We start from the raw sequence: 23,043 nt of genomic DNA on the forward strand, positions 1-23,043 counted from the left end.
GCCGGGTGCTTGCCTAGCGTGCCGGTTCGTGACCGAGCTTCAGGAAGCGGTAATACACGGTTTCCGCGTTGAACACGGCGATCATGAAGCCCGCGCGACCGTCGAGGAAGCCGCGCCGCAGCACGTAGGTGCGCACGAACGCCCACGCGCCGCGGCCGAGCGCCTTGCCGAAGCCGCCGCGCTGGCCGGCCGCGCGGCGCTGGCGCGCGCCGGCCGTCGAATACGCGTCGAGCTTGCGCACGACCGTTTCGAAATCCTCGTACGAGTAGTGCATCAGCTTGCCGGCCAGGCGCTGTGCGGCGGTATCGAATACGAGGCGCTCGTGCACGAGATCGTCCGAGAACCGCGCGGCGCCGCGCCGGAACAGCCGCGGCACCCAGTCCGGATACCAGCCGCTGTGATGGATCCACTGGCCGCAGAAGCTGGACAGCCGGTCGAGCGCATAGACCTGCGCGGCCGGCGCGCGGATTGCGTCGCGGATCGACCGCGCGAGTTCCGGCGTGACGATTTCGTCGGTATCGAGCGACAGGATCCAGTCGGTGTCGAGCGCGTCGACCGCACGATTCTTCTGCGGGCCGAAGCCCGGCCAGTCGCGCTCGACGATCACGCGCGCGCCGTGCGCCTGCGCGATCGCGACGGTATCGTCGGTGCTGCCGCCGTCGATCACGACGACGTCGTCGGCGAACGACAGCGCATCGAGGCACTGCGCGAGCCGCGCGGATGCGTTGAGGGCGATGAGGGCGACGCCGAGGGTGGGTTCTGCCATGAAATCGTCGAAAAGGCGGAGAAAACGGTGAGCGGCAGTATACCCGCGCGCCGGCCGGCGGCCGCTGCGGCCACGGCCGTGCCGGCGGGGGCGGTACGGCTATAATGTTGGGCCTTTTTCGGCACCCGCCGGACGGGGCGAATCCCGGGCAGCCACGCTCCGGGCGCCGCGTCGCGGCTCAAGAAGGATTGCCTTGGAAACCCAGAACACTCTTCGCAAACCGATGGACGGCACCGGTACGTCGCCGATCACGGTTCTCAAACGCCTGTGGCCGTACATCCGGCCGCTCATCGGCATCGTGGTGCTCGCCGTGATGACGATGGGCGTCGTCGCGGCTACCGAGGCCGGGATTCCGGCGCTGCTCAAGCCGCTGCTCGACCACGGCTTCGGCGCGCACGGCAGCGACCGCGCGAAATGGTACGTGCCGATCGCGGTGATCGGCCTCGCGCTCGTGCGCGGCGTGTCGCAGTACACGTCCAACTATCTGCTCAACTACGTATCGAACCGCATCCTGCTGCAACTGCGGCTCGAGATGTTCCAGCGGATGATCCATACCGGCGCGTCGTTCTTCCAGCGCGAAACCGCGAGCACGGTGATCAACGCGATCGTGTTCGAGGTCAACCAGATCCTGTCGGTGCTGACGGGCGTGATGGTCACGCTCGTGCGCGATTCGCTGACGGTGATCTTCCTGCTGGGCTACCTGTTCTACCTGAACTGGCGGCTCACGCTGATCGTCGCGGTGATCCTGCCGGGCATCGGCTGGCTCGTCAGCAAGATCAATCGCCGGCTGCGTCGCCTGAACCGCGAACACCAGACGCTCACCAACGAACTGTCGTACATCGTCGAGGAGACGGTCGGCGGCTACAAGGTCGTCAAGGTGCACAACGGCGAAGCGTACGAGATGGACCGCTTCACGACGATGAGCAAGCGCCTGCGCGGCTACGCGATGCGCATGACGATCTCGGGCGGCCTCGCGCAGCCGCTCACGCAGTTTCTCGCGTCGATCGCGCTCGCGGTCGTGATCACGATCGCGGTCGTGCAGTCGTCGAACGACCAGACGACGGTCGGCGGGTTCGTCGCGTTCGTCACGTCGATGCTGCTCGTGATCTCGCCGCTCAAGCACCTGATCGACGTCAACCAGCCGCTGCAGCGGGGGATGACGGCCGCCGAGCTGATCTTCGGGCTGATCGACGAGCCGGCCGAGCCGCAGGGCGGCGGGCGGCCGCTGTCGCAGGCGCGCGGCGAGATCGAGTTCCGCGCCGTGTCGTTCGACTACGGCGCGGCCGAGCGGCCGACGCTCGACCGCATCTCGTTCAAGGTCGCGCCGGGCGAAATGATCGCGCTGGCCGGCCCGTCCGGCAGCGGCAAGACGACGCTCGTGAACCTGCTGCCGCGCTTCTTCGACCCGACGGACGGCACGATCCTGGTCGACGGCGTGTCGGTATCCGACTACGACCTCCACGCACTGCGCAGCCAGATGGCGATGGTCAGCCAGGACGTCGTGCTGTTCAACGACACGATCGCCGCGAACGTCGCCTACGGGCAGACGCCCGACCGTGCGCGCGTGCAGGCCGCGCTCGAGGCCGCGAACCTCGCCGACGCGGTCGCCGCGATGCCCGACGGGCTCGACACGCTGGTCGGCGGCAACGGGATGCGGCTGTCCGGCGGCCAGCGACAGCGGCTCGCGATTGCACGCGCGATCTACAAGGACGCGCCGATCCTGATCCTCGACGAAGCGACGTCGGCGCTCGATTCGGAGTCGGAGCGCCACGTGCAGGCCGCGCTCGAACGGTTGATGGAAGGTCGTACGACGCTGGTGATCGCGCACCGGCTGTCGACGATCGAGCGCGCGGACCGCATCCTCGTACTCGAGGCCGGCAAGATCGTCGAAGAGGGCAGCCATGACGAACTGCTGCGCCACGGCGGCCTCTACGCGCATCTGCATCGGATCCAGTACCAGCAGCAGGCGGCGTGACCCAGGGTCATGCGGCCACGCGATGCCGTGTGCTATCTTCATCGGGCAGTCCTGGTCGTTTCTTGTTCGACGTGACACCACGGAGGGAAGGACAATGAAGAGGATGCACGGCATGATGCTGGCCGCACTGATCGCGGCGGGCTGCGCCGCGACGGCGGCGATGGCGCAGGATCACGGTAACCACGGCAATCGCGATGACCGCGGCGGCCCCGGCATGCATCGCGGGCATGGCCCGAAACACGTGCCGCCCGGCCACGCGATGCATCGCGACGACGTACCGCCGCGCTGGGCCGACGGGCCGCGCCGCGACTGGCACAAGGGCGACCGGCTGCCGGACGAATTCCGCGATCGTCAGTACGTGGTCGACGACTGGCGCGGCTACCACCTGAGCGCGCCGCCGCGCGGCTATCACTGGGTCGGCGTCGGCGGCGACTACCTGCTCGTGCAGATCGGCTCGGGCATCGTGCTGCGGGTCGGTCCGTAACCACCCGGCCCGTCACCCGTCACCGTCACGCAGCGTTCCGTTCGTTCATCCGGCTGCCGGGCGCGTCGCCCGGCGCCGCATCACCTGGCCGCCGCGCGGCCGAACCAGCGCCGCTCGATTCTCGACATCACCCAGCACACGCCGAGCGCGCACACCGTGCCGAGCGTCACTTCGCCGAGCCTGATCAGCGGAACGTCCCACAGCGGGCCGTTGCCCGGGAACAGCAGCACGATCGTCGCGGTCACGCCGCCGAGCCGTGCCGCGCTGCCGATGTTCAGGCACCAGCAGCAGACGATCACGACCGCGACCGTGATCGCGTACGCGACGAGGCGATCGCCGCCCAGCGCCGCACCGGCGAAACCGAGTACGCCGCCGACCATCGCGCCGATGAACTGGTCGCGCGACAGCGACATCGTGTCCGAGTAGTTGTGCTGCGTGACCGCGATCGCGGTGATCGCCGCCCATACGGCCTGCTCGGTATGCATCGCGCGGCCGATCGCATACGCGAGGCACGCGCCGCACACCGCCTGCAGCGCCATCAGTCCGCCTTGCGCGAGCCGCTCGCTGAATGACAGCCCCTTGAACAGATCGAAGATCGACTGCTGGATCTGCTGACGGGCTTCGTTGAGTGTCCTGATCGTATCCATCGTGCGTCGGTCAAGAAGCGGGTAGCGGCGGTGCGCCGCCGTCAATGCGCCTGTTCGGGCGATGCGGCCGCCGGTTCGTCGGCCGTCGCATCGCCGTTCCCGACGCGCGTTTCGGGCATCACGAGCCACACCAGCAGCACCGCGAGCGCGCCGGCGGCCGCGAGCCCGAAGAAGCTGACCGCGTTGCCGAAGTGATCGGCGACGTAGCCGGCCACCGCGGTGCTGAGCGTCGCGCCGATCCCGGCCGCGAGCCCGAACAGCCCGATACACAGGTTGTAGCGGCCCTTGCCGCCCGCGACGTCGGCCGCGATCAGCGGCAGCATCACGCCGAACACGGCCGCGCTGATGCCGTCGAGCATCTGCACCGGCACGAGCAGGTACGGACTGCTGACGCCGGCGAACAGCAGCGCGCGCACCGGCAGCGCGGAGAAGCCGAGCAGCAGGATCGGCCGGCGCCCCCAGCGCTGCGCGGAGCGGCCGACCCATGGCGACAGCATCGCGACGATCGCCTGCGGCACGATGATGCACGCGGCGATCACGAGCTGCACGTTCTCGCCCATCCCGGCCGTGACTTCGCCGGCCGCGAGGTTCAGCATCGCGGCGTTCGACAGATGGAACAGCACGACGCAGGCCGCGAAGATCAGCATCCGGCGATCGCGCAGCAGTTCGAGCAGCGTTTCGCGCTCGCCGGCTTCGTCGACGTCGTCAGGCTTCGACGACTGCGGAATCACCTGGTGCGTCGGCTGGATCATCGCGAGCGCGAACAGCGCGGGCAGCGCCAGCACGGCGGTCAGCCAGAACACCGCGCGCGCGGAGAAGTATTCGCCGGTCAGCCCCATCAGGCCGGCCGCGACCGCGCTGCCGATCGACGCCCAGCGCGCGTTGCGGCCGAGCCGGTCGCCGAGGTCGGCGCGGCCGACGAGCGAGAACGAGATCGCGGCCATCGCCGGCACCAGCATGCAGCTGGCAAAACCGTGGAACACCTCGGCGGCGATCACCGGCACGATCGTCGGGCTCGACGCGAGCAGCACCGCGGACAGGATGATGGCCGCGATCGCCCACGCGGCCGCGCCTTTCTTGTTTTTCAGCGCGTCGACGGCGGCGCCGCCCGGCACCTGGCTGACCATCGCGCTGATCGTGCCGATCGACAGCACCATGCCGATCTCGCCCTGCGTCCACTTGTGCGACGCGAGGTAGGACGCGATGAACGGACCGAACCCGGTTTGAACGTTTGCAACGAAAAAGTTGAGCCAGTCGAGGGCCCGGAGACTGCGAACGCTGACGGAATGCTTGATCGTCATCGGGTGGCACTCGCAGACGAAGCCGGCGCCGCCGGGGCAACGGGCGGGAAGACCGCGACGATCGGTTTGTCGGCCGCGTACGGCGGCGACGCCTTGATCTGCGCGTCGTTCAGGTCGAGTTGCGCGCGCAGCGCCTTGTCGCGCGTGACGAAGCGCAGCGCGCCCCAGCTCGCGGCGATCGAACGCCGGTCGGTATTGACGAGCCCGCCGAGGTCGAGCACGACGGCCTGCGGCTGGGCGCCGCGGTCGATCAGCACGTCGACGATCCGGCCGATCTTCGTGCCGTTCGGGCGCTCGACGTCGCTGTCGAGCATCGGCAGGCGCGTCGCCGGCGACGCCGCGGCCGAGCCGGACAGCGGCACGGCCTTCGGCCGCGCGGCCGGCGGCAGGTCGCCCGACGGCACGTCGAGCACGATCGGCTCCTGCTTGCCGCCCGGCGTGAAGCGGAACACGTTCCACGGGAAGATGACCTTGCGGTCGCCGATGCCCATGAAGCCCTGCAGATTGACGATCATCTCGCGCGGCTTGCCGCTCGCGTCGACCACCATGTCGACCGCGCGGCCGACCACCTTGCCGTTGCGGCGCGCGACCTCGCTGTCGAGCAGCGCATGGATCTGGGTACGGTCGAGCGGGCGCGTCGCGACGATCGGCGGGGGCGGAGGCGGCGGCGGGGTCGGCGATTCGGGGCGCTGCACGGGCTTCGGCCGAGCGACCTCGCGGTGCGGCTTCTTCGGCGCTTCCGGCGTCTCCGGTTGCGTCGGCGCGGGCACGGGCGGCATCGTCAGCGGCTCGCCGGCTGTCTCCTCGACCGGCTCGACGAGCGCCTCGCTGATCGGTGCGGGCGGGTTCTGGACCGGCAGCAGTCCGCAGCCGGACAGCAGCGCGGCGGCGGCGAGAATCAGGAAGACCGTCGACGACGGCAACGACTTGCGGGATGCGGGAAACGGGAGTCCGCCGCTCATTGACACTCACTCCATGGGTCGGGGGCGGCCCGAGGGCACGCGGCTGGCGATGGATGGCGGGTGCGGGCGGCGCACCACGCGAGGTGAGAGTTTAACGTGTCTTGCTTTCAGGACCGATTTCGATGGCGGGTTGCAGGCCGGCCGTCGGGAAAAGGAAGGGATCGGAGGCCGGTCGGCGGTTCAGCGGCGGCGCCGGATCGTCGACAACGACGCGGGCGCCGACGGTGCGTCGGCTCGGCGAGCCGAGCCGACGCCCGCGGACAGGGACTTCAGCGTCGCAACGCCCGCCGCGATCATGACCATTCGGAAAAGCGACGCCAGCGTGGCCGGCCGTCGTGGCGGGACGGCGCGAGCGCCGTCTTAAGCCGCGTGAAACCCCGAAATCAGGCGTCCGGATACCACGCGTCGGTGAATTCGCTGACCTTGACGTCGGTCAGTTCCGGGCGGGCGGCCAGCCATCCGCGCACCAGTTCGCGGTCGGCGTCGGTCGTCGTGCCGCGCGGCGCGCCGGAGATCACGTACGCGCCGATGCCTTCGTCCGCGGACGCGACGGTCAGCAGCCCGTTCGCTTCGACGAAGTCGATGAACGCATCGATCAACTGGCCGCGCTCGAGGTCGGTCATGTCGTTGCGGTAATGCGCGGTGGCGTTGAACGCGAGTTCCTGGAATTCGCCGATGTGGAGTTTCTTGCGCTGGCGGCGGTTGTGGCCTTGGCTCATGGTGTGTGGTGAATGCGAAAAGGGTCAATGAAAGGGCGGCGGCGGGGCCGGCGCGGCATGCGCGAACAGCCCGGACGCCGCATCGGGGCACCGCCCGGCAATGCTGGCGGCGGATGGGCGAAAGGTTACATCAGCACGATGTCGTACTGCTCCTGGCTCAGGTTCGATTCCACTTGCAGCGACACCGGCTTGCCGATGAAATCGATCAGCATCGCCAGATGCTGCGACTCCTCGTCGAGGAACAGGTCGATCACCTGCTGCGCGGCAATCACGCGGAACTCGCGCGGGTTGAACTGCCGCGATTCGCGCAGGATCTCGCGCAGGATGTCGTAGCACACGGTGCGCGACGTCTTCACCTGGCCCTTGCCCTGGCAGGTCGGGCACGGTTCGCACAGCACGTGCGCGAGCGATTCGCGCGTGCGCTTGCGCGTCATCTCGACGAGCCCAAGCTGCGAGAAGCCGTTGACCGTCACGCGGGTGCGGTCGCGCGACAGCGCCTTCTTCAGCTCGGACAGCACCGCGTCGCGATGCTCGGCGTTCTCCATGTCGATGAAGTCGATGATGATGATGCCGCCGAGGTTGCGCAGCCGCAGTTGCCGCGCGATCGTGTGCGCGGCCTCGAGGTTGGTCTTGAAGATCGTGTCGTCGAAGTTGCGCGCGCCGACGTAGCCGCCCGTGTTCACGTCGATCGTCGTCATCGCCTCCGTCTGGTCGATCATCAGGTAACCGCCCGACTTCAGGTCGACGCGGCGCGACAGCGCGCGCTGGATTTCCGTCTCGATGTTGTACAGGTCGAACAGCGGCCGCTCGCCCGTGTAGTGATGCAGCTTCGGGCTCACGGCTGGCGTGAACTCGCCCGCGAATTCCGCCAGACGCGTGTACGTTTCGCGCGAATCGACCTGGATGCGCGTCGTGTCGTCGTTCGCGAAATCGCGCAGCACGCGCTGCGCGAGATCGAGATCCTGGTACAGCAGGCTCGTCGCCGGCAGCCGCTGCGCTTGCGCGACGATCGTCGCCCACGTCTTGCGCAGGTACGTGACGTCGCCGGCCAACTCCTCGGAGGTCGCATCCTCGGCGATCGTGCGCACGATGTAGCCGCCTTTCTCGTCCGGCGGGATCACGGCCGTCAGGCGCGCGCGCACGGCCTCGCGCTCGGCCTCGCTCTCGATCTTCTGCGAGATCCCGATGTGCGGTTCCTGTGGCAGATACACGAGCGTGCGGCCGGCGATGCTGACTTGCGTCGACAGCCGCGCGCCCTTCGTGCCGATCGGATCCTTGATCACCTGGACCATCAGTGTCTGGCCTTCGAACACGATCTTCTCGATCGGCTGGTGCGGCGCGCCCGACTGCGGCTCGCCGGCGAGGCGCGGATGCCAGATGTCGGCGACGTGCAGGAACGCCGCGCGCTCGAGGCCGATGTCGATGAACGCCGACTGCATGCCGGGCAGCACGCGCACGACCTTGCCCAGATAGATGTTGCCGACCCGCCCGCGCGACAGCGTGCGCTCGACGTGAAGCTCCTGCACCGCGCCTTGCTGGACGAGTGCGACCCGCGTTTCCTGGGGCGTGAGGTTGATCAGGATTTCTTCGTTCATGGTGGGATTCAGAAGGCGAGGCGCGCGGTGCGCAGCAACGCGGCAGTCTCAAAAAGGGGCAGACCCATGATACCCGAATGGGAACCGTCGATTCGCTCGATGAATTCAGCGGCGCGCCCCTGGATCGCATACGCGCCCGCCTTGCCGAACGGCTCGCCGGTTTCGACGTAGCGCGCGAAGGCGTCGCGCGGGGCAGCCGCAAAGCGCACCGACGAGCGCGACAGCGCGGGCTGCAGCAGTTCGCCGTCGGCGCCGATCACGGCAACCGCGGTGAGCACCTCGTGTTCGCGGCCCGCGAGGCGGGTCAGCATCGCGAGCGCATCGTCGGCGTCGGCCGGCTTGCCGAGGATCGCGCCGTCGATCGTCACGGTGGTGTCGGCGACGAGCACCGGCGCGGCCGGCTTGCCGCTCGCGACGAGGCGCGCCCGCGCGGCCTCGGCCTTCGCGACGGTCACGCGCCGCACGTAAGCGTCGGCGGCTTCGCCGGGCCGTTCGGCTTCGAGCGCCTCGGCGTCCTCGTCGGGGCGCGGCAGCAGCAGCTCGAAGCGTACGCCGATCTGCTGCAGCAGCTCCTGGCGGCGCGGGCTTTGCGAAGCGAGGTAGAGCGTCTGGAAAAGCGGGGTCGGGAAAAGTGCGGGGGGCGTGCTGGACGGCATGGTGTCGTTATCTCGTTGAGCGCGCGCGGCGCGCGTCTCGAGGACGGCACGTCATGCGCGGTGGTAGGGGTGATTCTGCGTGATGCTCCACGCCCGGTAAAGCTGTTCGGCGAGCAGCACGCGCACCATGCCGTGCGGCAGCGTCATGCTCGAGATGCGCAGCAGCACGTCGGCGCGGGCTTTCAGCTCCGGATCGAGCCCGTCGGCGCCGCCGATCACGAACGCGACGTCGCGACCGTCCTGCTGCCAGCCGGGCAGCGCCTGCGCGAGCTGCATCGTGGTCCAGTCGCGGCCGCGCTCGTCGAGCGCGACGAGCCGCGCGCCCTTCGGCAGCGCGGCCTCGATCTTCTGCCGCTCGGCGGCCATCACGCTGTCGGCGCTGCGGCCGCCCGAACGCAGTTCAGGCTTGATTTCGCGCAACTCGATGCGCAGCTCGGGCGGCATCCGCTTCGTGTATTCGTCGAAGCCGGATGCGATCCAGCCCGGCATCTTGTGGCCGACCGCGAGGATGAAAAGCTTCATCGGGGAGACGCGCCGCGACTCAGCGGCGGCGGGCGGCCGTCTTGCGCGCCGGGCGCGCGGGCGCTTCTTCCTCTTCCTCGTCGTCTTCGCTCGCCGTCGCGAAGCCGTTGCCCTTGCCGCCGCCGAGCTTCATCCGCACGGGCTTGTCGCCCCAGATTTCCTCGAGGTTGTAGTACTGGCGCAGCGCCGGTTGCAGGATGTGCACGACCGCGTCGCCGCAGTCGACCAGCACCCATTCGCCGGTGTCCTCGCCTTCGGAGCTGACGACGTCGCCGCCGGCTTCCTTGACCTTGTCGCGCACGTTCGACGCGAGGGCCTTGGTCTGGCGGTTGGAAGTGCCCGAGGCGACGACCACGCGGTCGAACAGTTCGGTCAGGTGGCTGGTGTTGAACACCTTGATGTCTTGCGCCTTGACGTCTTCGAGGGCGTCGACGATCACGCGCTGCAGTTTGCGAATATCCATGGGTTCAGGAATGGTAGAGGCGATGTTGAAGAATATAGGCCCATACGGCGGCCGGCACATGTTCGGCCGACGCGTCGGGCATTTGCGCATGGCGTGCGATGCATTCGCGCAGGTGCGCGCGGATGTCGGTCGCGGCGATGTCGAACGAAAGGGTCGTATCGATCAGCAGGCGGCCTGCCGGCGTGGCCTTGAGCACGTCGGCGCCGGCCTGCCGCGCGGCGATTTCCCGCGCGACGTCCGGCGGCGCCGCGCCGAGCTCGAAGCCCGGGCGCGTCGACACGCCGATGTGCGCGTAGTCGAACAGCGTGCGCCAGTCGCGCCACGTATCGAGGCGCACGAGCTGGTCGGCGCCGATCAGCAGCGACAGCGACGCATCCGGGCCGATCCGCTCGCGCCAGCGCGCGAGCGTCTCGACGGTGTAGGTCGGGCCGGTGTGCTCGATCTCGTCGGTGGCGACGGTCACGGTCACGCCCGGCACGGACAGCGTGCCGGCGGCCGCGCGCGTCATCGCGAGCCGGTGCTCGGCGGCCGACACGTCGCGTTTCTGGTACGGCTGCCCGGCGGGCAGCAACACGAGTTCGGTCAGGTCGAGCAATTCGGCGAACCGGCGCGCGAGCGCGAGATGGCCGTCGTGGATCGGGTCGAAGGTGCCGCCCAGCAAGCCGATACGGCGCGGCAGCGGGGCGGGGCGGGTGGTGGTGTCCAGAGAAACGCGTCCTTTCGTTGGGGCAGCGGGGCGGGCGGGTTCAGACCCAGTCGCGCGGCACGAGGAAGTCGCGATACAGGCGCGCTTCCGGCGAGCCCGGCTCGGGCTGCCAGTTGTAGCGCCAGTTCGCGACCGGCGGCATCGACATCAGGATCGACTCGGTCCGGCCGCCGCTTTGCAGCCCGAACAGCGTGCCGCGGTCGAACACGAGGTTGAATTCGACGTAGCGGCCGCGCCGGTATGCCTGGAAGTCGCGCTCGCGCTCGCCGTACGGCAACTCGGCGCGGCGCTCGACGATCGGCAGGTACGCGTGCAGGAACGCATCGCCGACGCTTTGCATCAGGTCAAACGAGCGTTCGAAACCGGGCTCCGAGAAATCGTCGAAGAAGATCCCGCCGATGCCGCGCATCTCGTTGCGGTGCTTCAGGAAGAAATATTCGTCGCACCATTGCTTGAAGCGCGGGTAGAGCTCGAGGCCGAACGGGTCGAGCGCATCCTTGCAGGTCTGGTGGAAATGCCGCGCATCGTCCTCGAAACCGTAAACCGGTGTCAGATCCATGCCGCCGCCGAACCAGAACACGGGCGCCTCGCCCGGTTTCGTCGCGATCAGCATCCGCACGTTCATGTGCACGGTCGGGCAGTACGGATTGCGCGGGTGCAGCACGAGCGACACGCCGAGCGCCTCGAAGCCGCGGCCCGCGAGCTGCGGGCGCGCCGCGCTCGCCGACGGCGGCAGCGCGTCGCCCGCGACGTCGGAAAAGCCGATTCCCGCGCGTTCGAACACGCGGCCGCCTTCGAGAATCCGCGTGCAGCCGCCGCCGCGCAGGCGTTCGGCCGGCCCGCGCTGCCACGTGTCGGTCGCGAGCGGCGTGCCGTCGAGCGCGCCGAGCGCGTCGGCGATCCGTGTCTGCAGGCCCTGGAGGTACGTGCGCACGCGCGCCACGTCGTAGGTCGAATCGGTCATGTCTGGACTGGCTGCCCCCGTCTGACGCGGGGGCCGTAAAAAAAGCGTCTGCCGGGCATTCTATCGAACCCCGGCAGAGGGGCCGCCGCCGCGAGCGCGCGGGGCGGCGACGGCGACGTCACGCGCTCTTGCGGTTGAGCGCGCGAAAGCCGATGTCGCGGCGGTACTGCATGCCTTCGAAGTTGATCTGGTTGATCGTGTCGTATGCATGCTGCTGCGCTTCGCGCACCGAATCGGCGAGGCCGACCACGCACAGCACGCGGCCGCCGGACGTCACGAGCTTGTCGCCGTCGGCGAGCGTCGTGCCCGCATGGAACGTCACGGCCTGTTCGGTTTCGGCCGGGATGCCGTTGATGCGGTCGCCCTTGCGCGGCGCGTCCGGGTAGCCGTGCGCGGCCAGCACGACGCCCAGCGCGGTGCGGCGATCCCAGTCGAGCTCGACGGTGTCGAGCGTGCCCGCGATCGCCTGCTCGACGACCTTCGAGAAATCGCTCTTCAGGCGCGCCATGATCGGCTGCGTTTCCGGGTCGCCCATCCGGCAGTTGAACTCGAGCGTGCGCGGATTGCCGTCCTTGTCGATCATCAGGCCCGCGTACAGGAAGCCCGTGAAGCGGATGCCGTCCTTCTCCATCCCGCGCACGGTCGGCATGATGATCTCGCGCATCACGCGTGCGTGCATCTGCGGCGTGACGATCGGCGCGGGCGAATACGCGCCCATGCCGCCGGTGTTCGGGCCGCGATCCTCGTCGAGCAGGCGCTTGTGGTCCTGGCTCGAAGCCAGTGCCAGCGCGTGCTTGCCGTCGACCATCACGATGAAGCTGGCTTCCTCGCCATCGAGGAATTCCTCGATCACGACGCGCGCGCCGGCATCGCCGAGCTTGTTGCCCGACAGCATCATGTCGACAGCCGCATGCGCTTCTTCCAGCGTCATCGCGACGACGACGCCCTTGCCGGCCGCGAGGCCGTCGGCCTTCACGACGATCGGCGCGCCCTTCGCGTCGATGTACGCATGGGCGGCGGCCGCGTCGGCGAAGGTTTCGTAGTCGGCGGTCGGGATGCCGTGGCGCTTCATGAACGCCTTCGCGAAATCCTTCGAGCTTTCGAGCTGCGCGGCTTCGCGGGTCGGGCCGAATACCTTCAGGCCGCGTGCGCGGAACAGGTTGACGATGCCGGCCGCGAGCGGCGCTTCCGGCCCGACGAGCGTGAACGCGACGCCTTCGCGTTCCGCGAAATCGGCGAGTTCGTCGAGCGCCGTGATGTCGACGTTCTTCAGACGCTCGTCCTGCGCCGTGCCGCCATTGCCGGGCGCGACGTAGACCATCTGGACGCGCGGCGACTGCGCGAGCTTCCACGCCAGCGCATGTTCGCGGCCGCCGGAACCGACGACGAGTAGTTTCATGGGATTCCCCGCAGACTAGAAAACAGGGCGGCCGGCACGCTCAGGCGCGCCGGCCGCGGAATCGGTCGGGCCGCCGCCGCGACAGGTGCGCGGCGGCCGGCATCTCATTCCTCGACGATGACGGCGTTCGTGTACACGTCCTGCACGTCGTCGAGGTTCTCGAGCGCGTCCAGCAGCTTCTGCATCTTCGCCGCGTCGTCGCCGGTGAATTCGACTTCGTTCTGCGGCTTCATCGTCACTTCGGCGAGTTCGGCCTTGAAGCCCGCGGCTTCGAGCGCGTCCTTCACCGCCGAGAATGCCTGCCAGTCGCACAGCACTTCGATCGAGCCGTCGTCGTTCGTGTTGACGTCGTTCGCGCCGGCTTCGAGCGCGGCTTCCATCAGCGCGTCTTCCGACGTGCCGGGCGCGAACAGGAACTGGCCGACGTGATCGAACATGAACGCGACCGAGCCGTCGGTGCCCATGTTGCCGCCGAACTTCGAGAATGCGTGGCGCACTTCCGCGACCGTGCGCGTGCGGTTGTCGGTCAGCGTGTCGACGATGATCGCCGCGCCGCCGATGCCGTAGCCTTCGTAACGGATCTCTTCGTAGTTCGCGCCGTCCGCGCCGCCGACGCCGCGATCGATCGCGCGCTTGACGTTGTCCTTCGGCATGTTCGCGTCGGCCGCCTTGTCGACCGCGAGACGCAGGCGCGGGTTCGAGTTGACGTCGCCGCCGCCGAGGCGCGCCGCCACCTGGATTTCCTTGATCAGGCGGGTCCAGATCTTGCCGCGCTTCGCGTCGGCCGCTGCCTTCTTATGCTTGATGTTGGCCCATTTCGAATGACCAGCCATACCTTTCTCCGTGCCCGGGCGCGCGGCGCGGGCGATTGTTTCAGTGTGTCGTTGAATCGGCGGCCGTGTCGGCGGGCATGAAGCCGCGGGGCCGCGCGTGTCGAGTGGAGCGTGATTTTATCACGCGGCGACCGCCGGTTCGGGGCCGCCGCGCATGGCCGAACGGCCAGGGCGGCCGTCGCGGCGCGCCGGGCCGCGCGGCACGGCGGCGCCGGACGCCCGGTGCGGTCAGTTCTTGGTGCCGAACAGGCGGTCGCCGGCGTCGCCCAGGCCCGGCACGATGTACGCGTGCTCGTTCAGGTGCGAGTCGAGCGACGCGACGAACAGCTTCACGTCGGGGTGCGCGTCCTGGAACACCTGCACGCCCTCGGGCGCGGCGACGAGCGCGACGAACATGATGTTCGCGGCCGGCACGTTGCGGCGCTTGAGCACGTCGACCGCGTGCACGGCCGAATAGCCGGTCGCGACCATCGGGTCGCACAGGATGAAGATGCGGTCTTCCAGGTCCGGCAGGCGCACCAGGTATTCGACCGGGCGATGGTCGTCGGCGCGGTACACGCCGATGTGGCCGACGCGCGCGGACGGCACCAGGTCGAGCAGGCCGTCCGACATCCCGATGCCCGCGCGCAGCACGGGCACGATCGCGAGCTTCTTGCCCGCGATCACCGGCGCGTCGACCGCCACCAGCGGGGTTTCGACCCGCTTGGTCGTGATCGGCAGGTTGCGGGTGATCTCATAGCCCATCAGCAGCGTGATCTCGCGCAGCAGTTCGCGGAACGTGCGCGTGGACGTGTCCTTGTCGCGCATGTGCGTGAGCTTGTGCTGGATCAGCGGGTGATCGGTGATGAAGAGGTTCGGGAAACGGCTGTCCTGTTTCATGACGGGGTGCCTTGACGGCAAAAGGGGATCGGGGGCGGCGGCGGGCGTGGGCCGGCCGTCGCTCATGGCCGCAATTTTACCAAGGCGCGCCGCGCGATCCGGATATTATCGACGTCTCACGACAATCCGCGTGCCGCGCCCACCCGTTCGCCCGTTTGCCTGCCGGCCGGCGGCAACGGGGAGCCGCGTCGGCACGCGCGCCACCAGGGAAGCGAAGATGGATCTCGGCATCGAAGGAAAGACCGCGCTCGTGTGCGCGGCCAGCAAGGGCCTCGGGCGCGGCTGCGCGGAAGCGCTGGCCGCCGAGGGCGTGAACCTCGTGATCGTCGCGCGCACGCGCGACACGCTGGAGGAAACCGCGGAAGAGATCCGCGCCGGCGCGAACGTGTCGGTCACGGCGGTCGCGTGCGACATCACGACGCCGGACGGCCGCGCGGCCGCGCTCGCCGCGTGCCCGCAGCCGGACATTCTCGTGACGAATGCCGGCGGCCCGCCGCCCGGCGACTTCCGCGATTTCTCCCACGACGACTGGATCCGCGCGCTCGACGCGAACATGCTGACGCCGATCGAGCTGATCCGCGCGACCATCGACGGGATGATCGCGCGCGGCTTCGGCCGGATCGTCAACATCACGAGTTCGGCGGTGAAGGCGCCGATCGACGTGCTGGCGTTGTCGAACGGCGCGCGCTCGGGGCTGACCGGCTTCGTCGCGGGGCTGTCGCGCAAGGTTGCGGGGCAGGGCGTGACGATCAACAACCTGCTGCCGGGGCTGTTCGATACCGACCGGATCGCGACGACGCTCGCCGCGTCGGCGAAGGCGCAGGGCGTGACGGTCGACGAGATGCGCGCGCGCCGCACGAAGGACATCCCGGCCGGGCGCCTCGGCACGCGTGCCGAATTCGGCGCGGCCTGCGCGTTCCTGTGCAGCGTGCACGCGGGCTACATCACCGGGCAGAACTGGCTGCTCGACGGCGGCGCGTATCCGGGCACGTTCTGACCCGCGCTTTTCGATTCACGACGACGACAACCGAACGACGAAGGAACTGGAGATGAGCAAACCCCGTATCGCACTGATCGCGCATGACGCGAAGAAGGACGAGATCGTCACGCTCGCGGGTCAGTTTCGCGAGACGCTCGCGCAATGCCGGCTGGTCGCGACGGGCACGACGGGCGGCCGCATCGCGGCCGCGCACGGGCTCGAGGTCGAGCGCAAGCTGTCGGGGCCGCTCGGCGGCGACTTGCAGATCGGCGCGGAACTGGCCGACGGCCGCGTCGACCTCGTCGTGTTCCTGCGCGACCCGATGACCGCGCAGCCGCACGACCCCGACATCACCGCGCTGGTGCGCGCGTGCGACGTGCACGACGTGCCGGTCGCGACCAACGTCGCGACCGCGCGGATGCTGCTCGACGATCTGGCGAGGAGCATGCAGGACGTTTGCTAGGCGCGGGGCGGGCGCGATTGTCGTTGTACGGTGTCGCCATGTTTGGCCACTACGGCAGGGTGACGCCGCCGGTCAAGGAGAGCGGTGTGGATGACGTAGAATCCGGATACCACCGATTACCGTAGCGGCCAGAACCACACTTCGGATGCCGTCCAGTAGCAGTCTGAACCACAGAGGGCTCGCGCACCGTCGATCAGGTCGATATGCCCGCCACGCCCGTTCATGTATCCCGGAATGTTCCAGAAGGCCGCCATGCCCTTTCTGGAGGCGATGCCGGTCACGGCGTCGTCGCGCCGAAACACTTCGGCTTTGCCGAAATACGCCGGCTCGGCCAGCATCTTGGCCAGCCTGGCCTGCCCCGCCTCGATGCGGCGCCCACGGTGCGGCCCTTTCTGAATGACCAGTCCGCCGCGCAACGTTATTCCGCTTTTGACAAGTGCCACGCTGATCCGGATGGCGCACGTATTCGCATACGACGGATTCTGGATCAGGTCTTGCCAGCCCAATTCCTGAAAAAGCGCTTCCCTCGAAACGGTCTTGTTGCCTGGATAGTGGCTGCTCAGTATGGAGAACGGTGGTTTCAAGCGAGCGTTCCTCGGTTAGCGGCAAGGGAATTTTTGTCGTAAGGCGTGGGCAACCAACCTCGCTGCGCTTGCCTTCAGTACGTCTCTCGGCAGTTGGCGAAGCGCGGCGAGCACTTCCGAATCGATTTCGCCCGGTTTGACGCGACCGTTGTCGCACCAGTCCTTGCCCTCAGTCGTATCGGCGACCCCGGCCAGATACCCGGCCATCGCGTGGCGTTCGGCGTCGGCGTAGGGACTGCTGTCCGATCGACTCACGCCGTCGAGTAGCCGGGTGCCGTCGACACGAGGGACCGCAGCCGCGGTTGCGCTGCCAATACTCGCTGACAACGACGCGAAAACAAGCAAGTTCTGGACAAGAAAGCGTTTCATGGCGTGGGTTGGGTGAATTGGGCAAAGGGCAAAATAGCACGCTCGTCATCTCATAAATGTGCGTAGCACGAATTCGAATTGCCGGCCGACCCGTGTCGATGTCGCCGGTTCCGGGAGCGCAGTACGACAACGCGGCACGGGAGACGTGTCTTGCACGGGCGCAAGGCCAAATTCGCGGTGCGGCCAGCCTCGGTCAACGCGAACGGAGCGCAAATTCGCACGACCCAAAGGTCTTGATATGAATGTGACCAAGTGTGAACGCGGCCCATGCAATACATTTCCTGCGAAAACCCTACCGAGGTGAAGGGATTGCGACGACGCACTGCACGACCGCGCACGACGCGCGAGAATCGTCCGCCATGACCCGCGTTCACACGCATCGCCGTTGGGACGACGTCGATGCATTCGCCGAACCGGATTTCCAGATTCCAGACAAACGAGGAGCGAAACGATGCCGAAAGCAATCCGATACGACCAGCCGGGCGGCCCGGACGTGATGAAGTGGGTCGACGTCGATGTCGGCGCGCCGAAGGCGGGCGAAGTCCGCATCCGGCAGCACGCGGTCGGGCTCAACTACATCGACGTGTATTTCCGCACGGGCCTGTATCCGCAGCCGCTGCCCGGCGGCCTCGGAATGGAGGCGGCGGGCGAGGTGACGGCCGTCGGCGACGGCGTGACCGCGTTCAAGACCGGCGACCGCGTCGCCTATGTCGGCCAGCCGCCCGGCGCGTATGCGCAAGAGCGCGTGATGCCGGCCGAGCGGCTCGTGAAGCTGCCTGACGAAATCAGCTACGACGACGCGGCGTCGGTGATGCTGCAGGGGCTGACCGCGCACTACCTGCTGCGCCGCACGTACCCGGTGAAGGCCGGCGACACGATCCTGATCCACGCGGCGGCCGGCGGCGTCGGCCTGCTCGTGTGCCAGTGGGCGAAGGCGCTCGGCGCGACCGTGATCGGCACGGTCGGCTCCGACGAGAAGGCCGAACTCGCGAAGGCGCACGGTTGCGATCATCCGATCGTCTATACGCGCGAGAACTTCACGCAGCGCGTGAAGGACATCACGAACGGCGCGGGCGTACCGGTCGTCTACGATTCGATCGGCAAGGACACCTACGTCGGTTCGCTCGACTGCCTCGCGCCGCTCGGCTACTTCGTCAGCTTCGGCAACGCGTCGGGCCCGCTGCCGCCGATCGACTCGAAGGAGTTCTCGTCGCGCGGCTCGCTGTTCTTCACGCGGCCGACGCTGTTCTCGTACATCGCGAAGCGCGCCGATCTCGAAGCCGCGGCCGCCGAGCTGTTCGACGTGATCCTGTCGGGCAAGGTGAAGACCAGCATCAACCAGCGCTATCCGCTCGCCGAAGTCGGCCGCGCGCATGCCGATCTGGAAGCACGCAAGACCACCGGTTCGACGATCCTCGTTCCCTGATCCGCTCCCGCGTGCCGGCGCCGCGCCGGTACGCGCCTATCGCGGGCGGCGCCGCCGCGCCGTCCGTCCCGCCTCGATTCGCTCCGGTCCCGCCCCGCGCGTTTACGCGTTTTTTACACCCGCCCCGACAGCTTTGACCCGCCCTTTACGCGCGTTCCCATAAGGTTCTAGTCGTCCGATTTCGACGACGGAGAACATAAAAATGGATGGGGTTTTCATCGGCGCACTGGTGCTCTTCACCGCGCTGATCCTCGGTTTGCTTGCCGGTTGCGACAAGCTCGTGCAATACGGTCGCGGGGGGCGCGCATGACCTGGATGCTTTGGCTGGCGGGCGCCTCGACGGCCCTGCTGTTCGCGTATCTCGTCTTTGCGCTGCTGCGCGCGGAGGACATCGAATGAACGCGAACAACCTGTTGCAGACGCTGCTGTTCATCGTCGTGCTGCTGGCGGCGGCCGTGCCGGTCGCGCGCTACCTGAGCGCCGTGATGGACGGCAGTTCGCGCGTCGTGCGCGTGTTCGCGCCGCTCGAACGCGTGCTGTACCGCATCGCCGGCGTCGATGCGGGCACCGAAATGAACTGGAAGCAGTACACGATCGCGACGATCGCGTTCAACGCGCTCGGCGTGCTGTTTCTTTACGCGCTGCTGCGCCTGCAGGGCTTCCTGCCCGGCAACCCGCAGCAGTTCGGCGCGATGACGCCCGACGGCGCGTTCAACACGGCCGTCAGCTTCGTCGCCAACACGAACTGGCAGGACTACGCGCCCGAGCAGACCGTCAGCTATCTGTCGCAGATGCTCGGCCTGACCGTGCAGAACTTCCTGTCGGCGGCGACCGGCATCGTCGTCGTGATCGCGCTGATCCGCGGCTTCGCGCGCCACACCGCGCAGACGATCGGCAACTTCTGGGTCGACCTCACGCGCGTGACGCTGTACGTGCTCGTGCCCATGGCGGCGCTCGTCGCCGCGCTGCTGATGAGCCAGGGTGTGCTGCAGAACATGAAGGCGTACCAGGACGTGCCGGTGTTGCAGGCGAGCACCTACGCGGCGCCGAAGCTCGACGCGCAGGGCAACCCGGTGAAGGACGACAAGGGCAACCCGGTCACGGTGACGACGCCGCTCACGAAGCAGACGCTCGCGATGGGCCCGGTTGCCTCGCAGGAAGCGATCAAGATGCTCGGCACCAACGGCGGCGGCTTCTTCAACGCGAACTCCGCGCACCCGTTCGAGAACCCGACGCCGTTCGCGAACTTTCTGCAGATCTTCTCGATCCTGATCATCCCGGCCGCGCTGTGTCTCGTGTTCGGCCGCATGATCGGCGACCGCCGGCAGGGCGTCGCGGTGCTCGCGGCGATGACGGTCGCGTTCGTCATCGCGATCGGCGTCGAGGTGAGCGCCGAGCAGGCCGGCAACCCGACGCTCGCCGCGCTGCGCGTCGACCAGTCGGCCGGCGCGCTGCAGCCGGGCGGCAACATGGAAGGCAAGGAAACCCGCTTCGGGATCGCGCAGACCGGCATCTTCACGGTCGCGACCACGGCCGCGTCGTGCGGCGCGGTCGACGCGATGCACGATTCGCTGACCCCGCTCGGCGGCCTCGTGCCGATGCTGCTGATGCAGCTCGGCGAGGTGGTCTACGGCGGGGTCGGCTCGGGCCTCTACGGGATGCTCGTGTTCGCGCTGCTCGCGGTGTTCGTCGCCGGCCTGATGATCGGCCGCACGCCGGAATACGTCGGCAAGAAGATCGAGTCGTACGAGATGAAGATGGTGTCGATCGTCGTGCTGCTCACGCCGCTGCTCGTGCTGGTCGGCACGTCGATCGCCGTGCTCGCCGACGCGGGCAAGGCCGGCATCGCGAACCCGGGCCCGCACGGCTTCTCGGAAATCCTCTATGCGTTCAGCTCCGCCGCGAACAACAACGGCAGCGCGTTCGCGGGCCTGACGGTCGGCACGCCGTTCTACAACTGGATGACCGCGATCGCGATGTGGTTCGGCCGTTTCGGCACGATCGTGCCGGTGCTGGCGATCGCAGGTTCCCTCGCCGCGAAGAAGCGCATCGCGGTGACGAGCGGCACGCTGCCGACCCACGGCCCGCTGTTCGTCGTGCTGCTGCTCGGCACGGTGATGCTGGTGGGCGCGCTGACCTACGTGCCGGCGCTCGCGCTGGGCCCGGGCGTCGAGCACCTGATGATGTGGCTGGGCGCGTGATCCACCCGTGACGCGCCCGCATGGCGACACATAAAAGACTGAAGAGCTTGAAGAGATCGCAATGACTCAACATTCCGCAACACGGTCCATGTTCGATCCGGCGCTGCTGCGCCCGGCGATCGTGGATTCGTTCAAGAAACTCACGCCGCGCACGCAGTTCCGCAACCCGGTGATGTTCTGCGTGTACGTCGGCAGCATCCTCACCACGATCCTGTGGATCGCGGCGCTCGCCGGCCAGGCCGAGGCGCCCGCGGGCTTCATCCTCGCGATCGCGCTGTGGCTGTGGTTCACGGTGCTGTTCGCGAACTTCGCCGAAGCGCTCGCCGAAGGGCGCTCGAAGGCGCAGGCCGCGTCGCTGCGCAGCGCGAAGAAGGACGTGATGGCGAAGAAGCTGAACGAGCCGCATCCGAAGTCGCCGATCCGCATCACGACCGCGTCCGATCTGCGCAAAGGCGACGTCGTGCTGGTCGAGACCGGCGACGTGATCCCGGCCGACGGCGAGGTCGTCGACGGCGTCGCGTCGGTCGACGAGTCGGCGATCACCGGCGAATCCGCGCCGGTGATCCGCGAATCGGGCGGCGACTTTTCGTCGGTGACGGGCGGCACGCGCGTGCTGTCCGACTGGATCGTCGTCAAGGTCACCGCGAACCCCGGCGAGGCGTTCCTCGACCGGATGATCGCGATGGTCGAAGGCGCGAAGCGCAAGAAAACGCCGAACGAGGTCGCGCTGACGATCCTGCTCGTCGCGCTGACGATCGTGATGCTGCTCGCGACCGCGACGCTGCTGCCGTTCTCGATGTTCTCGGTCGAAGCGATGAAGGCCGGCCACGTGGTGACGATCACCGCGCTCGTCGCGCTGCTCGTGTGCCTGATCCCGACGACGATCGGCGGCTTGCTGTCCGCGATCGGCGTGGCCGGGATGAGCCGGATGATGCAGGCGAACGTGATCGCGACGTCGGGCCGCGCGGTGGAAGCGGCCGGCGACGTCGACGTGCTGCTGCTCGACAAGACCGGCACGATCACGCTCGGCAACCGCCAGGCGTCGATGTTCGTGCCGGCGCCGGGCGTGACCGAGGAAGCGCTGGCCGATGCCGCGCAATTGTCGTCGCTCGCCGACGAAACGCCGGAAGGTCGCAGCATCGTCGTGCTCGCGAAGGAGCGCTTCAACATTCGCCAGCGCGACATGGCGCAACTGCACGCGACGTTCCTCGGCTTTTCCGCGCAGACGCGGATGAGCGGCGTCGACCTGCCGGGCTGCGAGATCCGCAAGGGCGCGGCCGACGCGATCCGCCGCTACGTCGAGACGAACGGCAGCCGCTTCCCGGAAGAAGTGCGCCGCGCGGTCGACGACGTCGCGCGCCGCGGCAGCACGCCGCTCGTCGTGGCCGACCTGCAGGACGGGGTGGCGCGCGTGCTCGGCGTGATCGAGCTGAAGGACATCGTGAAGGGCGGCATCAAGGAGCGCTTCGCGGAGCTGCGCAAGATGGGCATCAAGACCGTGATGGTGACGGGCGACAACCGGCTGACGGCCGCGGCGATCGCGGCGGAAGCGGGCGTCGACGATTTCCTCGCGGAAGCGACGCCGGAAACCAAGCTCGCGACGATTCGCGAGCATCAGGCGGCCGGGCGTCTCGTCGCGATGACGGGCGACGGCACCAACGACGCGCCGGCGCTCGCGCAAGCCGACGTCGCAGTGGCGATGAACACCGGCACGCAGGCGGCGAAGGAAGCCGGCAACATGGTCGACCTCGACTCGAACCCGACGAAGCTGATCGAGATCGTCGAGATCGGCAAGCAGATGCTGATGACGCGCGGCTCGCTGACGACGTTCTCGATCGCGAACGACATCGCGAAGTACTTCGCGATCATCCCGGCCGCGTTCGTGACGACCTACCCGCAACTGCGCGTGCTCGACATCATGCACCTGACGTCGCCGGCGTCCGCGATCCTGTCCGCGGTGATCTTCAACGCGCTGATCATCGTCGCGCTGATTCCGCTCGCGCTGAAGGGCGTGACCTACCGGCCGCTCGGCGCCGCGTCGCTCTTGCGCCGCAACCTGCTGGTCTATGGCCTCGGCGGCGTGCTGCTGCCGTTCCCGTTCATCAAGCTGATCGACATGACGCTCGCCGCGCTCGGCTGGGCCTGAGCCC

At 68.2% G+C, this 23,043-nt stretch carries 24 protein-coding genes; 8 read left to right on the forward strand and 16 right to left on the reverse strand.

The window, feature by feature from the left end:
• Nucleotides 1-13: 13 nt before the first annotated feature.
• A complete protein-coding gene (locus WS64_RS15765) occupies nucleotides 14-766 on the reverse strand; it encodes a glycosyltransferase family 2 protein (protein WP_059646516.1) in 753 nt (250 codons plus the stop codon).
• Nucleotides 767-989: 223 nt separating this feature from the next.
• Between WS64_RS15765 and msbA the strand changes: the two genes are divergently transcribed.
• The gene (gene msbA, locus WS64_RS15770) at nucleotides 990-2,741 is read left to right on the forward strand and encodes a lipid A export permease/ATP-binding protein MsbA (protein ID WP_059646519.1); all 1,752 of its coding nucleotides are present in this window, start codon (nucleotides 990-992) and stop codon (nucleotides 2,739-2,741) included.
• 94 nt (nucleotides 2,742-2,835) lie between these two features.
• Nucleotides 2,836-3,225 (forward strand): RcnB family protein, encoded by a 390-nt coding sequence (locus tag WS64_RS15775; RefSeq protein WP_059646521.1) that lies wholly within the window; start codon nucleotides 2,836-2,838, stop codon nucleotides 3,223-3,225.
• Nucleotides 3,226-3,305: 80 nt separating this feature from the next.
• Here the strand turns inward: WS64_RS15775 and WS64_RS15780 are convergent, their stop codons facing one another.
• The 13 genes from WS64_RS15780 to upp all read right to left on the reverse strand — a co-directional run bounded on the left by WS64_RS15780 (nucleotide 3,306) and on the right by upp (nucleotide 14,871).
• Entirely contained in the window at nucleotides 3,306-3,872 is a 567-nt protein-coding gene (locus WS64_RS15780; RefSeq protein WP_059583684.1) for an FUSC family protein, read from the reverse strand.
• A 41-nt stretch (nucleotides 3,873-3,913) separates the two neighbouring features.
• A complete protein-coding gene (locus WS64_RS15785; RefSeq protein WP_059583682.1) occupies nucleotides 3,914-5,173 on the reverse strand; it encodes an MFS transporter in 1,260 nt (419 codons plus the stop codon).
• Nucleotides 5,170-6,135, reverse strand: coding sequence for a PRC-barrel domain-containing protein (locus tag WS64_RS15790; RefSeq protein ID WP_059583680.1), 966 nt, complete (start codon nucleotides 6,133-6,135; stop codon nucleotides 5,170-5,172). The genes WS64_RS15785 and WS64_RS15790 overlap by 4 nt, the downstream gene beginning before the upstream one ends.
• Before the next feature lie 383 nt (nucleotides 6,136-6,518).
• Nucleotides 6,519-6,854: a YggL 50S ribosome-binding family protein gene (locus WS64_RS15795; RefSeq protein WP_006490771.1), complete on the reverse strand. Its 336-nt coding sequence runs from the start codon at nucleotides 6,852-6,854 to the stop codon at nucleotides 6,519-6,521.
• Nucleotides 6,855-6,979: 125 nt separating this feature from the next.
• Nucleotides 6,980-8,449, reverse strand: coding sequence for a ribonuclease G (rng, locus tag WS64_RS15800; RefSeq protein ID WP_059583675.1), 1,470 nt, complete (start codon nucleotides 8,447-8,449; stop codon nucleotides 6,980-6,982).
• Between the two features lie 8 nt (nucleotides 8,450-8,457).
• Complete coding sequence (locus WS64_RS15805; RefSeq protein WP_059646525.1) at nucleotides 8,458-9,105, reverse strand: Maf family protein; 648 nt, start codon at nucleotides 9,103-9,105, stop codon at nucleotides 8,458-8,460.
• Nucleotides 9,106-9,156: 51 nt separating this feature from the next.
• Nucleotides 9,157-9,627 (reverse strand): 23S rRNA (pseudouridine(1915)-N(3))-methyltransferase RlmH, encoded by a 471-nt coding sequence (gene rlmH, locus WS64_RS15810; RefSeq protein ID WP_048249282.1) that lies wholly within the window; start codon nucleotides 9,625-9,627, stop codon nucleotides 9,157-9,159.
• Between the two features lie 19 nt (nucleotides 9,628-9,646).
• Nucleotides 9,647-10,090: a ribosome silencing factor gene (gene rsfS, locus WS64_RS15815; RefSeq protein ID WP_006484266.1), complete on the reverse strand. Its 444-nt coding sequence runs from the start codon at nucleotides 10,088-10,090 to the stop codon at nucleotides 9,647-9,649.
• A 4-nt stretch (nucleotides 10,091-10,094) separates the two neighbouring features.
• Nucleotides 10,095-10,871 carry a nicotinate-nucleotide adenylyltransferase gene (locus WS64_RS15820; protein WP_373453012.1) on the reverse strand — a complete coding sequence of 259 codons (777 nt, stop codon included), beginning with the start codon at nucleotides 10,869-10,871 and terminating at the stop codon, nucleotides 10,095-10,097.
• The gene (gene hemF / locus WS64_RS15825) at nucleotides 10,837-11,760 is read right to left on the reverse strand and encodes an oxygen-dependent coproporphyrinogen oxidase (protein WP_060966837.1); all 924 of its coding nucleotides are present in this window, start codon (nucleotides 11,758-11,760) and stop codon (nucleotides 10,837-10,839) included. The genes WS64_RS15820 and hemF overlap by 35 nt, the downstream gene beginning before the upstream one ends.
• A 118-nt stretch (nucleotides 11,761-11,878) precedes the next feature.
• Nucleotides 11,879-13,159 (reverse strand): phosphoribosylamine--glycine ligase, encoded by a 1,281-nt coding sequence (purD, locus tag WS64_RS15830; protein WP_059646530.1) that lies wholly within the window; start codon nucleotides 13,157-13,159, stop codon nucleotides 11,879-11,881.
• Nucleotides 13,160-13,263: 104 nt separating this feature from the next.
• The gene (locus WS64_RS15835) at nucleotides 13,264-13,992 is read right to left on the reverse strand and encodes a YebC/PmpR family DNA-binding transcriptional regulator (RefSeq protein ID WP_059583669.1); all 729 of its coding nucleotides are present in this window, start codon (nucleotides 13,990-13,992) and stop codon (nucleotides 13,264-13,266) included.
• Nucleotides 13,993-14,220: 228 nt separating this feature from the next.
• Nucleotides 14,221-14,871: a uracil phosphoribosyltransferase gene (upp, locus tag WS64_RS15840; protein WP_006481871.1), complete on the reverse strand. Its 651-nt coding sequence runs from the start codon at nucleotides 14,869-14,871 to the stop codon at nucleotides 14,221-14,223.
• Between the two features lie 217 nt (nucleotides 14,872-15,088).
• On the opposite strand from upp, the gene WS64_RS15845 reads away from it, so the two are divergent.
• A complete protein-coding gene (locus WS64_RS15845) occupies nucleotides 15,089-15,868 on the forward strand; it encodes an SDR family oxidoreductase (RefSeq protein WP_060312052.1) in 780 nt (259 codons plus the stop codon).
• Nucleotides 15,869-15,920: 52 nt separating this feature from the next.
• Nucleotides 15,921-16,313, forward strand: coding sequence for a methylglyoxal synthase (locus WS64_RS15850; RefSeq protein ID WP_060966838.1), 393 nt, complete (start codon nucleotides 15,921-15,923; stop codon nucleotides 16,311-16,313).
• A gap of 116 nt (nucleotides 16,314-16,429) precedes the next feature.
• Here WS64_RS15850 and WS64_RS15855 read toward each other — a convergent pair whose 3' ends face one another.
• Nucleotides 16,430-16,897: a T6SS effector amidase Tae4 family protein gene (locus WS64_RS15855; protein WP_081059377.1), complete on the reverse strand. Its 468-nt coding sequence runs from the start codon at nucleotides 16,895-16,897 to the stop codon at nucleotides 16,430-16,432.
• Nucleotides 16,898-16,912: 15 nt separating this feature from the next.
• Nucleotides 16,913-17,266, reverse strand: a complete 354-nt coding sequence (locus WS64_RS15860) for a Rap1a/Tai family immunity protein (protein WP_059646539.1) — start codon at nucleotides 17,264-17,266, stop codon at nucleotides 16,913-16,915.
• A gap of 451 nt (nucleotides 17,267-17,717) precedes the next feature.
• Here WS64_RS15860 and WS64_RS15865 point away from each other — a divergent pair, with 451 nt between their 5' ends.
• The 4 genes from WS64_RS15865 (at nucleotide 17,718) to kdpB (ending at nucleotide 23,039) form a co-directional block, all read left to right on the forward strand.
• Nucleotides 17,718-18,692 carry a quinone oxidoreductase family protein gene (locus WS64_RS15865; protein WP_060966839.1) on the forward strand — a complete coding sequence of 325 codons (975 nt, stop codon included), beginning with the start codon at nucleotides 17,718-17,720 and terminating at the stop codon, nucleotides 18,690-18,692.
• Between the two features lie 306 nt (nucleotides 18,693-18,998).
• Complete coding sequence (gene kdpF / locus WS64_RS15870) at nucleotides 18,999-19,091, forward strand: K(+)-transporting ATPase subunit F (RefSeq protein WP_006752209.1); 93 nt, start codon at nucleotides 18,999-19,001, stop codon at nucleotides 19,089-19,091.
• Nucleotides 19,088-20,893 (forward strand): potassium-transporting ATPase subunit KdpA, encoded by a 1,806-nt coding sequence (kdpA, locus tag WS64_RS15875; protein ID WP_059646545.1) that lies wholly within the window; start codon nucleotides 19,088-19,090, stop codon nucleotides 20,891-20,893. The genes kdpF and kdpA overlap by 4 nt, the downstream gene beginning before the upstream one ends.
• 61 nt (nucleotides 20,894-20,954) lie before the next feature.
• Nucleotides 20,955-23,039 carry a potassium-transporting ATPase subunit KdpB gene (gene kdpB, locus WS64_RS15880; protein ID WP_060966840.1) on the forward strand — a complete coding sequence of 695 codons (2,085 nt, stop codon included), beginning with the start codon at nucleotides 20,955-20,957 and terminating at the stop codon, nucleotides 23,037-23,039.
• The last annotated feature ends 4 nt before the right edge of the window (nucleotides 23,040-23,043 follow it).

Origin of the sequence: Burkholderia anthina (assembly GCF_001547525.1) — a bacterium.
In the GTDB taxonomy this organism is placed as follows: Bacteria; Pseudomonadota; Gammaproteobacteria; order Burkholderiales; family Burkholderiaceae; genus Burkholderia; species Burkholderia semiarida.